This window comes from Bacillus sp. K7, assembly GCF_053903245.1.
Genome location: NZ_CP096406.1, coordinates 370524 through 386542 on the forward strand (window position 1 = coordinate 370524; position 16019 = coordinate 386542).

The following is a 16019-nucleotide window of genomic DNA, read 5'->3' on the forward strand; positions in this document are numbered from 1 at the left end:
CTTTTTCATTACACAGAAACAGCATCAATAATATAAGTGTCGGCGTGCAGATCTGACATCTCAGCCGGCACAGTCCAGCATGTCAATTGATAGTCTCCTTTAGGAAGATCAAAGGACAGCCTTTTAGACATAATGCTTTCAATTTCAATTCCGTTTTCTGTGACTTGAAAAGGAACAGTCACTTTCTTTTTGTAGGAGTTTACAGTTTCTGAACTGTTCAGTCGCAAAAGAATAAAGGCCTTTGTATTTCTCTGTGCTTCAAATGAAATCGCTCCGTCCGCCGCAGCAAATCCTTTTTCGATCGCTTCGTCAGTCCAATCCATAACAGGAGGTGCAGAATCCTTTTGAAATACAGTAAATTGATGATATGAAATCGACAGTTCTTGTGGCTTCCATGACTTGATCAATGTGCTGTTCCTCCTCTAACTGTTTACTGAATGGTGAATAAAACCTTTGTGCCGTCTGGATAATCGGTAAGCTGATGCCCGACCCAGGAGCCTGCACCGCGGTTGTCTGCGGGAGAAATATATTCTACTGAAGCTCCCTCACCGCCTTCTTTGCACATGGCCATTGGCCATTCATCTCTGTCATACCCCGTTTTAGGAGGTACGTCTTTTAATGATTGCTCGCGGCGTTCCTCAGCGCCGTCTCTGTCGATGGTGCATACATCTGAGTGCCCCTCATTTATCGCATCCTCAATATGTTTTGCCGTTTCGGGATAACGGTCCGAAGGGAGGGCGATTGTTTCGTCATATTCATTCGTTTGAGACGTTTTTTGATCAGCTGAGAAAAAGTCTCCCTTGATCAGGCCGACAGCTGCAGCTGCTATGACGACGATGACGAGAAGTATCGTTTTTATGATGTCCATCGTGATGTTCACCTCCCGCTTTTAGCAACGTTAAAACTGACCCAAGAGTAATCCAGAAAACGTTTGGTGTAAAGGTTAAAACATTTTGTTTTACACTCGTTTTATTGCTGATATCGTAATTTTAGAAGAGCGAAATATTTGTTTTTAGTAAAACACTGTTTCTAAATTTCAATAATGACACTGAGTCATCAGTCGATTTCAGGTTGATCAATCATTTTAAATTGGCTTATGATACCGGTAAGCTCCTCAGCTAATTGAGATAGCGTTTCAGAAGCTGCAGTAATCTCTTCCATAGCAGCAAATTGCTCTTCTGTTAGTGCGGCAGCCTGCCGGGTATTTTCTGTGGATTCCTTTATGTCGTCCGTATTGGCTGCAAAAGAGTTGTTTATTTGGTGTGCAGTAGCTGAAATGTTTGATACAGATGATGATAAATCACTAATCTCGGCACTGATTTCACCTGTTGCGGCTGCAATTTCCTTAAATGCATTTCGGGTGCGCTGGATCATAGTGACACCTTCCGCAGCCTCTGTTTTCACATGGTCAACAGATCTAGCAGAAAGGTTCATATCTTTTTGTATTTCTGTAACCAGTTTTGAAATCTGTCCCGCAGATTGTTGAGATTCTTCCGCTAATTTACGTACTTCATCGGCAACAACTGCAAAGCCTTTGCCATGTTCACCGGCTCTGGCAGCTTCAATCGCTGCATTGAGCGCCAGGAGATTTGTCTGATCGGCAATTTGGGTGATGACGGATAAAATTTGTTCAATTTGTTTTGAGCGGCCGTCCAGCTGCTGTATGATTTCCCCGCTTTTCTGAATCGACTGGTGTATCGCATCCATTTGTGCCTGTACATTTAGTACTTCCTTTTGCCCAATGTCGGCTTTTGTTTGTGCAAGCTTTCCTTTGTCAGCAATTGCGGCAGTATTTGAAGAAATATCTTGGATGTCTGCTGAAGCTTGTTTTAGTGAGCTTTCACTGTCTTCAATTCGATTGATCTGATGCTGGGCCCCATTTGCAATCTGCTGTACAGCTTCTGTGATCTTTTCTGAAGCTTGATTTGTTTCCTCTGCACCTGCTGAGAGCTGCTGAGAGGCTGACGCAAGCTGAAGGGCTGATTGCTGTACGGTCTGGATGGTATCGTTCAGTTTCATTCGCATTTTATTGTAATAGAAGCTGAGTTCTGATAGCTCGTCACCGGATTTGTCTGACACCTCTATTGTCATATCTCCGTTTCCGGCACTTTCAAAGGCGCATTTTAAAGCGTTCAGCCGCTTATTGATTCTTCTAGTGAAAAACAGGACAAGGATGACTGATACAATAATGACAATAACAAGAACGATAGCGAATTGAATGAGAAGTGATTGCGTAAGTGATGTTAAAGTGTTTTGATTGGCTCCTGTATACAGCATGCCGATGATATTCCCATTTTGATCTTTTAAAGGCATGTATGCCGTCTGATGAGAAGAGCCTGCTACGTCTGCTTGTCCGTAAAATCGTTTTCCATTCTTTAAAACAGCGTCAGTCACTTCAGAAGAAGCCTGAGTGCCTACAGCTCTTTCGCCATTCTTCATGACATTGGTTGCTACACGAGTATTCCCTTGAAAAATTGTAACGGTATCGCCTGTTTTTTCGCCAAGCAGATCAACGATATCTTCATTACCGTTGATTTGGGTTTGGCCTTTATACAATTTGTTGTTTTTAACCTCCCAATCCCCTGAAATAACATCGTCGATATAAGCGCTGCTTAAAGCGAGATCGCCTTTCGCTTTTTCAGTCGCCATTTGTTTCATGCTGTCTGTAATATCCTTAAGCATCACAGTGCCAACTGATGCTGAAAACATAAGAATAATCACGAAAACCAGGCAGAGAATTTTAGTTCCCAGCTTAAGCCTTAGTCGGTTTATCAACATAATTCCTCCTTTTTATGATTTTGTAGGTCATATTACTTATCGGTTTTTAGGTTTAAAGTTTTATTTTGGCAATTTAAAAACCGGCCTGATCTTCAGGCCGGTCGTGTGACGCTATTCAAGGTTTGCGTGGTGGGTGAACATGGTTTCGGAATTGAGTCCTTTTTTCTCCATGAGTTTTAAAATCACCGCATCATAGAATAGCAGCAAAGTTTGCTCAAATAATGAACCCATTGGCTGTATGGTTTTATCGCTTCCGTTTGACCGGTCTTTAGGAGAACCGGGCATTTTGACGATGAGATCCGCTTGTTTGCCAATGCTTGATTCCGGGTTGATGGTTAAAGCGGCAACAACCCCGTGTAAGCTTTTTGCTTTGGCTGCTGTATGGATCAGGCTCTTTGTCTCGCCTGATCCTGAGCCGAGAATGACGAGATCACCTTCGCGAAGCGGCGGAGTAAGAATCTCGCCAACGATATGAGCGTTAAAGCCCATGTGCGCCAATCTCATTGCGAAGGATTTTGCCATTAGGCCAGACCGCCCCGCTCCCGCAGTGAAAACTTGATTGGACGAGAGAATGTGGTCGGCGAGCTGATCCGCTTCTTCATCAGAAATATAAGCCGCTGAACGGTGTAACTCATTCAGAATTTCCGTTACGTATTCAGTCGTTTTCATTTCGTTATCCTTGGGCAATAAGCTGTTTCATTTTTGAAGCTGTTTCGGCTTTATCGGCTGCGCTTGTAATGCCGCCCCCAACAATGACAAGGTCGGGCTTTTGTTTGATCACTTCTGGCAGTGTATCAAGCTTAATTCCACCCGCAATTGCGGTTTTTGCGTTTTTTACGGCATTTTTGATTGTCGTTAATTCTTCGAAAGAGTTTTTGCCCTCTGCTTGAAGATCATATCCAGTATGGACGCAGATGTAATCAACACCGAGTGCGTCAATTTCTTTCGCGCGTGATTCAATATCTTTCACGTTAATCATGTCGACTAAGATTTTCTTCTTTTGTTTTTTGGCTTCTTCTACTGCGCCTTTAATTGTTGCATCGTCTGTAGCCCCTAAAACGGTGATGATGTCAGCGCCTGCTTCCGACGCTTTCATGATCTCGTATCCGCCGGCATCCATGATTTTCAGGTCTGCTAGAACCTTCAATTGCGGAAATGCTTCTTTTACTTCTTTAACGGCTCTGAGGCCTTCATTGATGACAACGGGTGTTCCGATTTCAACCACGTCGACGTATTGTTCCACTTCTTTGACGAGCTCGATGGCCTCCGGAATATTGACGAGGTCTAATGCTAATTGTAATTCCATTATTGATCCACTCCCTTTTCGAATTATTTTTCATTCTATAGGCTCCCACTTTTCATGAGAAGTAGGCACTTTAAAGTCAACTAGTTACTTGGAGGATACTGTGAGAAGAGGCAATCAGATTTCTTTCGCTTGGTTTTATGAGTGAGTATAATAAAAAGGAGTCTGCAAAAAAGTAAGTAAGTGACGATACGTATCTAACATACAAAAAATATGCTAAGGGGGATTTCTATTGAGCCGGATGGACGACAAAAGGTTTAATTGTGAGAAGGAATTAACGCTTGCAGTGATCGGCGGAAAATGGAAAATGCTCATTTTGTGGCATTTGGGGAAAGAAGGAACAAAACGGTTCAATGAATTAAAAACTTTGATTCCTGATATCACGCAGAAAATCCTGGTGAATCAGCTGAGAGAGCTTGAGCAGGATTTGATTGTTCACAGGGAAGTGTATCCGGTTGTCCCGCCGAAGGTTGAATATTCCTTGACCCCGCAAGGAGAAAGCCTGATGCCTATTCTGGATGCCATGTATGAGTGGGGGAAGGGCTATATGGAATTGATTGATGTCGACAAAAAAATCATAAAGGAATCGTTGTAAGACGCTCTTCACAAGGGTGTCTTTTTTTGTTTGTTTTTCGGTTTTTGCGAGGTAACAGGTGCGATGTAAAGATTGTAAATGGCTTTCAACAATCAAAGGGATAGAAAGGAACGGTTTGACTTAAAGATTTTTATTTTTCTGTAAATAATGTTTAGTGGAAATTGTTGCGGCATCCCGCAAAAATATCCCAGTAAATAAACTGGAATCTTTCGGTATCCCGCATGAAACTTTTCACCCATTTTTCGGTGATAAAAACACTTTTTTCATTTAAAGTGAACGATAGCAAGGTAAAAAATATTGAAAACAATGAATAAATAGCCAAAATTGTTTTGTATTGGGATGAAGAGTCTTGCGGTCTTTATCTGCTTGTGGTATACGCCGCGAAGATGATGGATGGCAGCCGTTTTGATAGCGGCAATCCGTTTTTTTGTTTAGATGCACTGGTTTTTAGTGTAGTTCTTTTGGCTTTTTTGGCTGTTAGTCCATAAGTATTAAAAGCTTATATGGATAAGAAAGGGAAATGCATTGCGCATGTTCACTGCTTATTGAAGATTAGGGGAGGTATGACGATATGGAAATAACTTTTTACCCTTTAACGGATGCACAAAAACGAATTTGGTATACAGAAAAATTTTATCCTCATACAAGTATTTCAAATCTTGCGGGGATTGGCAAGCTGGTTTCAACGGAGAAGGTTGACTGGGTGCTAGTTGAGGAAGCGATACAAACGTTTATCCGCAGAAATGACGCCATGCGCCTTCGTTTGCGGCTCGATGAAAACGGTGAGCCCGTACAATATATAAGCGAGTATCGGCCTGTTGATATAAAACATACTGACACCACTGGAGATCCGAATGCGATAGAGTTTATTTCACAATGGAGCCGGGAGGAAACAAAAAAGCCTTTGCCGCTGTACGAGTGTGACTTATTCCGTTTTTCCATCTTCACCATAAAGGAAAATGAAGTGTGGTTTTACGCAAATGTTCATCATGTGATTTCTGATGGAATTTCTATGAATATTCTCGGAAATGCGATTATGCACATTTATTTAGAATTAGCGGGCGGCTCAGAAACAAACGAAGGGATCTCGCATTCATTTATCGATCATGTTTTATCTGAACAGGACTATGCTCAATCAAAGCGGTTTGAAAAGGACAAGGCGTTTTGGAACAAGCAATTTGAAACGGTGCCTGAGCTTGTTTCTCTTAAACGGAATGCTTCAGGCGGAGGGAGTTTAGATGCTGAGAGGTTCTCTAAGGATGTGCCTGAAGCGCTTCATCAGCAAATCCTATCGTTTTGTGAGGCAAACAAGGTCAGTGTTCTTTCAGTGTTTCAATCGGTGCTTGCCGCCTATTTGTACAGAGTCAGCGGCCAGAATGATGTCGTGACGGGAACCTTTATGGGCAATCGGACAAATGCGAAAGAGAAGCAGATGCTTGGCATGTTTGTTTCGACAGTTCCGCTTCGTACAAACGTAGACGGCGGACAGGCATTCTTAGATTTTGTCAAAGACCGAATGAAGGATCTCATGAAGACGCTGCGTCACCAAAAGTACCCGTATAACCTTCTGATAAACGATTTGCGTGAAACAAAGAGCTCTCTGACCAAGCTGTTTACGGTTTCTCTTGAATATCAGGTCATGCAGTGGCAGAAAGAAGAGGATCTTGCCTTTTTGACTGAGCCGATTTTCAGCGGAAGCGGATTGAATGATGTTTCGATTCATGTAAAGGATCGATGGGATACTGGGAAGCTCACCATTGATTTTGATTACCGCACCGATTTATTTTCGCGTGAAGAAATCAACACTGTTTGTGAGCGCATGATTACGATGATTGAGAACGCGTTAACGCATCCGGATCATACAATTGATGAATTAACGCTGATTTCTGAAGCGGAAAAAGAGAAGCTGCTTGAGAGGGCCGGTGGTGAATCTGTCAGCTACCGCAAGGATATGACGATTCCAGAGCTGTTCCAAGAAAAGGCTGAGCTGCTTGCTGATCAGCCAGCGGTTGTGTTTGAAGATCGCACATTGTCCTATCAAACGTTACATGAACAATCTTCGCGCATCGCTAATCTATTGAAACAGAAAGGCGTTGGTCCGGACAGTCCTGTCGCGGTTCTGCTTGATCGCTCTGAACGGATGATTACGTCGATCATGGGAATTTTAAAAGCGGGCGGAGCCTATGTGCCGATTGATCCCGCGTTTCCGGCGGAACGCATCCAATATATTTTGGAGGACTGCGGTGCGGACTTTATTCTGACTGAATCGAAGGTTGCGGCTCCTATGTCCGATGCGGAGCTGATTGATTTTGATCAGGCGATTGCCGAAGGTGCAGTCGATAGTCCGAATCCAGATGTGAACGCACGGAACCTTGCTTACATTATTTACACATCGGGAACAACCGGACGTCCGAAAGGCGTGATGATCGAGCATCGCCAGGTTCATCATTTGGTTGAATCTTTGCAGCAGGCGATTTATCAAAGCGGCAGCCAAACACTGCGGATGGCATTGCTTGCGCCGTTCCACTTTGATGCGTCAGTGAAGCAGATTTTCGCGTCGCTTCTATTGGGACAAACCCTTTTTATAGTACCGAAGAAAACCGTGACAAACGGAGCTGCCCTTGCTGCATATTATCGCAGGCACAGCATCGAAGCGACGGACGGAACACCAGCCCATCTGCAAATGCTGGTCGCGGCGGGCGATTTTGAAGGCCTCAAGCTGAAGCATTTGCTGATCGGAGGAGAAGGCCTGTCGTCTGTTGTTGCGGACAAGCTGCTGAAGCTGTTTAAAGAAGCAGGCACAGCGCCGCGTTTGACCAATGTGTACGGGCCGACTGAAACGTGTGTTGACGCGTCCGTTCATCCGGTGATCCCGGAAAGTGCCGTTCAATCAGCATATGTACCGATTGGGAAAGCACTGGGAAATAACCGCCTATATATTTTGGATCAAAAAGGCCGGCTGCAGCCTGAAGGTGTGGCGGGCGAGCTTTATATCGCCGGTGATGGTGTTGGCCGGGGCTATTTGCATCTGCCTGAATTGACGGCTGAGAAGTTTTTGCAAGATCCATTCGTGCCAGGCGATCGCATGTACCGGACCGGAGATGTTGTGCGCTGGCTTCCAGATGGAACAATTGAATATTTAGGCAGAGAGGATGACCAGGTCAAAGTTCGCGGATACCGGATTGAGCTCGGAGAAATTGAAGCCGTGATCCAACACGCGCCAGACGTTGAGAAAGCTGTTGTTTTGGCACGCCCTGACGAACAAGCAAATCTTGAGGTTTCCGCATATGTTGTGCAAAAGACTGGCAGCGAATTTGCGCCGGCCAGCCTGCGGGAGCATGCGGCCAGACAGCTTCCTGACTATATGGTCCCGGCTTACTTTACAGAAGTGGCAGAAATTCCGCTCACGCCAAGCGGCAAAGTAGACCGCCGCAAGCTGTTTGCGCTGGAGGTGAAGGCGGTCAGCGGAACGGCCTATACGGCGCCGCGAAATGAGACGGAAAAAGCAATCGCAGCCATTTGGCAGGATGTGCTGAATGTTGAGAAGGCAGGGATCTTTGATAATTTCTTTGAAACGGGCGGGCATTCATTGAAGGCCATGACGCTTTTAACAAAGATTCATAAGCAAACAGGCGCCCATATTCCCCTTCAATACTTATTTGAGAATCCGACGATCGCGGCTCTTGCAGAGGAAGCCGAACACAGAGAAAGCCGGGCATTTACAGCGATTGAACCTGCTGAAAAACAGGAGCATTACCCGCTTTCGCTGGCACAGCAGCGAACATATATCGTCAGCCAGTTCGAGGATGCGGGAGTCGGCTACAATATGCCGGCGGCAGCGATTTTGGAAGGGCCTTTAGAGATTCAAAAGCTGGAGCTCGCATTCCAAGAGCTAATCCGCCGCCACGAGTCGTTGAGAACGTCATTTATTCTTGAAAACAGCACGCCGAGACAGAACATTCATGACAGCGTCAATTTCGACATCGAGATGATTGATAGAGGCAGCCGCTCCGATGAGACGGTTATGACGTCATTCGTCCGGAGATTTGACTTGGCGAAAGCGCCGCTGTTCAGAATTGGCTTGATGGAGCTTGGAGAGAACCGTCATATGCTGCTGTTTGACATGCACCATTTGATTTCTGACGGTGTGTCCATCGGCATTATATTGGAGGAGTTAGCACGGATATACAAAGGCGAACAGCTTCCTGAGCCTCGCCTTCAATATAAGGATTACGCTGTGTGGCAAAGCGTCCAGGCTGCTGAAGGGTACCAGAAGGACCGGGCGTATTGGAAGGAAGTCTTTGCGGGCGAGCTTCCGGTGCTTCAGCTTCTGTCCGATTATCCGAGACCGCCTGTTCAAAGCTTTGAAGGGGACCGGGTGTCAATCAAGCTGGATGCGGGATTAAAGGATCGCTTACATCGTTTGGCTGAACAAAATGGCGCCACGCTGTATATGGTGATGCTGTCCGCTTACTATACGCTTTTATCAAAGTATACGGGACAAGATGACATCATTGTCGGCACGCCGTCAGCGGGCCGAAACCACTCTGATACAGAGGGCATTGTCGGGATGTTCGTCAATACGCTCGCGATTCGCAGTGAAGTGAAGCAGGATGAGACGTTTACCCAGTTGATCGCGCGTGTCCGCAAACAGGTGCTGGATGCCTTTTCTCATCAGGACTATCCGTTTGAGTGGCTTGTAGAAGATTTGAACATCCCGCGTGATGTAAGCAGACATCCGCTGTTTGACACGATGTTCAGTCTTCAAAATGCGACAGAGGGCATTCCGGCTGTCGGCGATCTGTCCTTGTCTGTTCATGAGACCAATTTCAAGATTGCAAAATTTGATTTGACGGTGCAGGCGAGAGAAACCGATGAAGGCATTGAGCTTGATTTGGACTACAGCACGAAGCTGTTTAAACAAAGCACGGCTGACAGGCTGCTCAATCATTTTGCGCGTTTGCTTGATGATGCTGCGGCTGAGCCTGAGAAACAGATTTCTGAGTACAAACTTCTTTCTAAAGAGGAGGCTGCTGCGCAAATTCAGCAGTTTAACCCGGGAAAAACACCTTATCCGAAAGGCAAAACGATTGTTCAGCTGTTTGAAGAGCAAGCGGCGAAAACGCCAGACCAGCCGGCACTTCAATATGAAGGCAAATCACTTACTTATCGTGAGCTGAATGAACGGGCCAATCGGTTGGCGCGCGGCATTCTTTCTCTAGGGGCAGGTGAAGGCAAAACGGCGGCAGTCTTATGCGAGCGGTCAATGGACATGATTGTGTCGATCCTCGCCGTTTTAAAAGCTGGCTCGGCTTATGTGCCGATTGATCCGGAACATCCGATTCAGCGGATGCAGCATTTCTTCCGTGACAGCGGAGCGAAGGTGCTTCTTACTCAGAAAAAATTAAAGGCTTTAGCAGAAGAAGCAGCATTTAGCGGTGTTATCGTGCTTGCGGATGAGGAAGAAAGCTATCATGCCGATACGCAAAATCTCGCATTGCCTCTTGACTCCGCGGCGGTCGCCAATCTGACGTATACGTCCGGAACGACAGGAACACCAAAGGGAAATATCGTGACACATGCCAATATTCTGCGCACGATGAAGGAAACGAATTATCTCAGCATTACAGAACAGGATACGATCCTGGGCCTTTCCAATTACGTATTTGACGCATTCATGTTTGATATGTTCGGTTCTTTGTTAAATGGTGCCAAGCTTGTGCTGATACCGAAAGAAACTGTTTTGGATATGGCTCGCCTGTCTCGGGTCATAGAGCGGGAGAATATCAGCATTCTCATGATTACAACCGCTTTGTTCCACCTGCTTGTGGACTTGAATCCGGCGTGCTTGTCAACGCTGCGCAAGATTATGTTTGGCGGGGAGCGGGCTTCGGTTGAGCATGTCAGAAAAGCTTTGCAAACGGTTGGAAAAGGCAAACTCCTTCACATGTACGGGCCGTCTGAAAGCACGGTTTTCGCGACGTATCATCCGGTTGATGAATTGGAGGAGGACACGCTGTCTGTTCCGATTGGAAAACCGGTCAGCAACACGGAAGTATACATCCTTGACCGGGCTGGACACGTACAGCCTGCCGGGATTGCCGGGGAGCTTTGCGTGAGCGGCGAAGGACTCGTGAAAGGCTATTACAACCGCCCAGAACTGACTGAGGAGAAGTTCGTTCCGCATCCGTTTACGTCCGGTGAACGCATGTATAAAACGGGTGACCTTGCCAGATGGCTGCCGAATGGCGACATCGAATTTATCGGGCGGATCGATCATCAGGTGAAAATCCGCGGACAGCGCATCGAGCTTGGAGAAATCGAGCATCAGCTGCAAACCCACGACCGCGTGCAGGAGACTGTCGTGCTTGCTGTTGATCAAGGAGCGGGAGACAAGCTGCTCTGCGCGTACTTTGTCGGAGAGGGAGACATCTCATCTCAAGAGCTGAGAGAACATGCGGCGAAGGATCTGCCGGCTTATATGGTTCCTGCGGTGTTTATCCAAATGGACGAGCTGCCGCTGACCGGCAACGGAAAAATCGACCGGAGAGCACTGCCGCTTCCTGATGCCAACGTCTCAACAGGTGTTTCATATGTTGCGCCTCGCAATGAAACGGAACAAAAACTCGCGGACATTTGGGCGCAGGTGCTTCAGGTTCAACAGGTCGGCGCTTATGACCACTTCTTTGACATCGGCGGACATTCATTAGCAGGCATGAAGATGCTTGCCTTGGTTCATCAGGAACTGGACGTTGAGCTGTCACTCAAAGATCTCTTCCAGTCACCTACGGTTGAGGGTTTGGCACAGGTGATAGCCTCTTCTGAAAAAGGGACAGCCATCAGCATCAGCCCGGCAAAGAAACAAGATACGTATCCTGTTTCCTCACCGCAAAAACGGATGTATGTGCTCCAGCAGCTTGAAGGAGCGCAAACGAGCTATAACATGCCGGCGGTTCTGCGCCTTACAGGTGAGCTTGATGTTGAAAGGCTTAACAGCGTCATGCAGCAGTTAATGCAGCGTCATGAGGCCTTTAGAACCACGTTTGAAATGAAAGATGGAGAAACGGTGCAGCGGATTTGGGAAGAAGCTGAGTGCGAGATGGCCTATTTCGAAGCTGCAGAAGAGGAGACAGAGCGGATCGTTTCCGAGTTTATCAAACCTTTCAGAATTGATCGGCTTCCGTTATTCAGGATGGGGCTGATCAAGCATTCAGACACCGAGCATGTTCTGCTGTTCGATATGCACCATATTATTTCTGACGGTGCGTCTGTCGGTGTGCTGATTGAGGAGCTTTCGAAGCTGTACGACGGAGAAATCCTTGAGCCGCTCCGCATTCAATATAAGGATTACGCCGTGTGGCAGCAGCAGTTCATCCAGTCTGAGCTTTATAAGAAGCAAGAGGAGCATTGGCTGAAGGAGCTGGAAGGAGAGCTGCCGGTGCTGACGCTTCCGACTGACTATAGCCGGCCTGCGGTTCAAACATTTGCGGGAGACCGTATTGCATTTTCATTAGAAGCAGGGAAAATCGATGCGCTGCGCAGACTTGCAAAAGAAACGGATTCCACACTGTACATGGTGCTACTGGCATCATACAGTGCGTTTTTATCAAAACTGAGCGGGCAGCATGATATCATCGTCGGTTCACCTATAGCCGGACGCTCTCAAGCGGACGTCAGCCGCGTCATCGGAATGTTCGTCAATACATTGGCGCTGCGCACGTATCCGAAGGGTGAAAAGACGTTTTCTGGCTATCTGAGTGAAGTGAAAGAAACGGCACTCAGCGCTTTTCGTGCGCAGGATTACCCGCTTGAGGACCTGATCGGAAACCTGCAGGTTCAGCGTGACACGAGCAGAAATCCGTTATTCGACGCCGTTTTTTCGATGCAAAATGCGAATATCAAGGATCTGGCGATGAAAGGGATTCAGCTTGAGCCGGATCCGTTTGAACGGAAAACGGCCAAGTTTGATATCACGCTGACGGCTGACGAAACCGATGGCGGGCTTACGTTTGTGCTTGAATACAATACAGCGCTGTTTAAGCCTGAAACAATCGAACGATGGAAGCAATACTGGATGCAGCTTCTAGATGAAGTCACCGGCAATCCGAACCAGCCGCTCTCCAGCCTGTCACTTGTCACGGAACCAGAAAAACAAACGCTTCTTGAGGCATGGAAGGGCAAAACGCTCCCTGTGCCGACAGACAAAACCGTTCATCAACTATTCGAAGAAACGGCTCAGCGCCACAAAGACCGCCCGGCTGTCACCTACAACGGCCAGACATGGACGTACGGCGAGCTGAATGCGAAGGCGAATCGCCTTGCCCGAATTCTGATCGACTGCGGCATCAGCGCGGATGAGCGCGTCGGCGTTCTCACGAAGCCATCGCTGGAAATGGCTGCCGCGGTGCTCGGCGTCTTAAAGGCGGGAGCGGCGTTTGTGCCGATTGATCCTGACTATCCGGATCAGCGGATTGACTATATTTTGCAGGACAGCGGCGCGAGGCTTCTCTTGAAACAGGAGGGCATTTCAGTGCCGGATAGCTTCTCGGGAGACGTCATTCTTCTTGATGGCAACCGCACGATTCTAAGCCTGCCGCTTGATGAAAACGATGAGGAAAATCCAGAGACGGATGTAAATGCAGAAAACCTCGCGTACATGATTTACACGTCCGGAACGACCGGACAGCCGAAGGGTGTCATGGTCGAGCACCATGCGCTTGTGAACCTGTGCTTCTGGCACCATGACGCGTTCAATATGACAGCGGAGGACCGCAGTGCGAAGTACGCGGGCTTTGGATTCGACGCCTCCATTTGGGAAATGTTCCCGACGTGGACAATCGGAGCCGAGCTTCACGTCATTGATGAAGCGATCCGCCTCGATATCGTCCGTCTGAACGATTATTTCGAAACGCATGGCGTGACGATCACGTTCTTGCCGACACAGCTGGCGGAACAGTTCATGGAGCTTGAGAATACGTCACTGCGCGTATTGCTGACAGGCGGAGACAAGCTGAAGCGTGCGGTGAAACAGCCGTACAAGCTCATCAACAATTACGGGCCGACTGAAAACACAGTCGTTGCCACAAGCACAGAGATCAATCCGGAGGAAGGCTCGCTTTCTATCGGGCAGGCGATCGCCAATACGAGAGTATACATTCTCGGCGAAGGCAATCAGGTGCAGCCGGAAGGCGTAGCCGGAGAGCTCTGTGTAGCGGGACGCGGATTGGCGCGCGGCTATCTGAATAAGGAAGACGAAACCGCGAAGCGGTTTGTCGCTGATCCGTTTGTCTCGGGTGAACGCATGTACCGCACCGGCGATTTGGTGAAATGGGTGAACGGCGGCATCGAATACATCGGCCGGATCGACCAGCAGGTCAAGGTTCGCGGCTACCGGATCGAGCTGTCAGAAATCGAAGTCCAGCTCGCCCAGCTTTCTGAGGTGCAGGATGCGGCGGTCACAGCTGTCAAAGATAAAGGCGGCAATACAGCGATCGCGGCGTATGTCACACCGGAAACAGCTGACATAGAAGCACTGAAATCAGCACTGAAGGAAACCTTGCCGGACTACATGGTCCCGGCATTCTGGGTGACGCTGAACGAACTTCCGGTTACCGCAAACGGGAAGGTTGACCGCAAAGCCTTGCCTGAGCCGGACATCGAAGCGGGAAGCGGAGAATACAAAGCGCCGACAACGGATATGGAAGAGCTGCTTGCCGGCATCTGGCAGGACGTGCTCGGCATTTCTGAAGTCGGTGTCAGCGACAATTTCTTCTCGCTCGGCGGAGACTCCATCAAAGGAATCCAAATGGCGAGCCGCTTGAACCAGTACGGCTGGAAGCTGGAAATGAAAGACCTCTTCCAGCACCCGACAATCGAAGAGCTGACCCAATACGTGGAGCGTGCCGAAGGCAAACAGGCGGACCAAGGCCCGGTGGAGGGTGAAGTCATCCTGACGCCAATCCAGCGCTGGTTCTTTGAAAAGAACTTCACGAACAAGCACCATTGGAACCAATCGGTGATGCTTCACGCCGCGAAGGGCTTTGACCCTGAATGGGTGGAGAAAACATTGCAGGTATTGATCGAGCATCATGACGCACTTCGCATGGTGTACCGTGAGGAGCCGAAAGATGTCGTTCAATATAACAGAGGACTTGAAGCTGCTTCAGCCCAATTGGAGATCATCCACATTGAGGGGCAAGCGAAAGATCATGAAGACCGCATAGAGAGAGAAGCGGAGCGTTTGCAAAGCAGCATCGACTTGCAGGAAGGCGGCTTGTTAAAAGCAGGTCTGTTCCAAGCGGAAGACGGAGACCACTTGCTTCTAGCCATTCACCACTTAGTGGTTGACGGCGTGTCGTGGCGGATTTTACTGGAGGATTTCGCCGCGGTTTATACACAGCTTGAGCAAGACAATGAACCGGTTCTCCCCCAGAAAACACATTCATTTGCGGAGTATGCAGAGAGATTGCAAGACTTCGCGAACTCCAAAGCCTTTTTGAAAGAAAAAGAGTATTGGAGACAGCTTGAAGAACAAACAGTCGCGGCAAAGCTTCCGAAAGATCGCGAATCTGGTGATCAGCGAATGAAACATACAAAGACAATCGAATTTTCGCTGACTGCTGAAGAGACAGAACAGCTCACCACAAAGGCGCATGAGGCATATCACACAGAAATGAATGATATGTTGCTTACGGCATTCGGATTGGCGATGAAGGAGTGGACAGGTCAGGATCGAGTAAGTGTTCATTTAGAGGGGCATGGACGTGAAGAAATCATAGAAGACCTGGTCATTTCCCGCACAGTCGGCTGGTTTACGAGTATGTACCCGATGGTGCTCGATATGAAGCATGCGGATGATCTGGGCTACCAGCTGAAGAAAATGAAAGAAGATATCAGACATGTACCGAATAAGGGAGTCGGATACGGCATTCTCCGCTATTTGACGGCGCCGGAACATAAAGAAGATGTGGCGTTTTCGATTCAGCCGGATGTCAGCTTTAACTACTTAGGACAGTTTGATGACATGTCGGATGCAGGCTTGTTCAAGAGATCAGAGCTGCCGTCAGGACAGTCGTTAAGCCCGGAAACAGAAAAACCGAACGCGCTCGATGTTGTCGGATACATTGAAAACGGAAAACTGACGATGTCACTGGCCTATCATTCTCTTGAATTTCATGAAAAAACGATACAAACATTCAGCGACAGCTTTAAAGCCCATCTGCTCAGAATCATACAACATTGCCTATCTCAAGATGGAACGGAATTGACGCCGAGCGACCTTGGCGACGACGATTTGACGCTGGATGAACTGGATAAATTAATGGAAATTTTCTAATAGAGGTG

General features: G+C 47.7%; 7 protein-coding genes. 2 read left to right on the top strand and 5 right to left on the bottom strand.

Going from position 1 to position 16019, the window contains the following annotated elements; genetic code table 11:
- Window positions 1–8: 8 nt before the first annotated feature.
- From nin to hxlA, 5 genes are all read right to left on the bottom strand, one after another.
- Window positions 9–407 (bottom strand): DNA-entry nuclease inhibitor, encoded by a 399-nt coding sequence (gene nin, locus M1D98_RS01955; RefSeq protein WP_268538058.1) that lies wholly within the window; start codon window positions 405–407, stop codon window positions 9–11.
- A gap of 23 nt (window positions 408–430) precedes the next feature.
- Window positions 431–880, bottom strand: coding sequence for a DNA-entry nuclease (gene nucA / locus M1D98_RS01960; protein WP_268538057.1), 450 nt, complete (start codon window positions 878–880; stop codon window positions 431–433).
- A gap of 176 nt (window positions 881–1056) precedes the next feature.
- Window positions 1057–2778, bottom strand: a complete 1722-nt coding sequence (gene tlpC, locus M1D98_RS01965) for a methyl-accepting chemotaxis protein TlpC (RefSeq protein WP_268538056.1) — start codon at window positions 2776–2778, stop codon at window positions 1057–1059.
- A gap of 111 nt (window positions 2779–2889) precedes the next feature.
- A complete protein-coding gene (gene hxlB, locus M1D98_RS01970) occupies window positions 2890–3447 on the bottom strand; it encodes a 6-phospho-3-hexuloisomerase (RefSeq protein ID WP_010330233.1) in 558 nt (185 codons plus the stop codon).
- Between the two features lie 4 nt (window positions 3448–3451).
- Window positions 3452–4084 (bottom strand): 3-hexulose-6-phosphate synthase, encoded by a 633-nt coding sequence (gene hxlA / locus M1D98_RS01975; RefSeq protein WP_010330234.1) that lies wholly within the window; start codon window positions 4082–4084, stop codon window positions 3452–3454.
- Window positions 4085–4313: 229 nt separating this feature from the next.
- On the opposite strand from hxlA, the gene hxlR reads away from it, so the two are divergent.
- Window positions 4314–4676 carry a transcriptional activator HxlR gene (gene hxlR / locus M1D98_RS01980; RefSeq protein WP_010330235.1) on the top strand — a complete coding sequence of 121 codons (363 nt, stop codon included), beginning with the start codon at window positions 4314–4316 and terminating at the stop codon, window positions 4674–4676.
- A gap of 571 nt (window positions 4677–5247) precedes the next feature.
- Complete coding sequence (gene srfAA / locus M1D98_RS01985; RefSeq protein WP_456279946.1) at window positions 5248–16011, top strand: surfactin non-ribosomal peptide synthetase SrfAA; 10764 nt, start codon at window positions 5248–5250, stop codon at window positions 16009–16011.
- The last annotated feature ends 8 nt before the right edge of the window (window positions 16012–16019 follow it).

Excerpts from the sequence above, each read along its gene's own strand:
- tlpC (WP_268538056.1), bottom strand. The coding sequence starts at position 2,778 with ATGTTGATAAACCGACTAAGGCTTAAGCTGGGAACTAAAATTCTCTGC.
- hxlB (WP_010330233.1), bottom strand. The coding sequence starts at position 3,447 with ATGAAAACGACTGAATACGTAACGGAAATTCTGAATGAGTTACACCGT.
- hxlA (WP_010330234.1), bottom strand. The coding sequence starts at position 4,084 with ATGGAATTACAATTAGCATTAGACCTCGTCAATATTCCGGAGGCCATC.
- srfAA (WP_456279946.1), top strand. The coding sequence starts at position 5,248 with ATGGAAATAACTTTTTACCCTTTAACGGATGCACAAAAACGAATTTGG.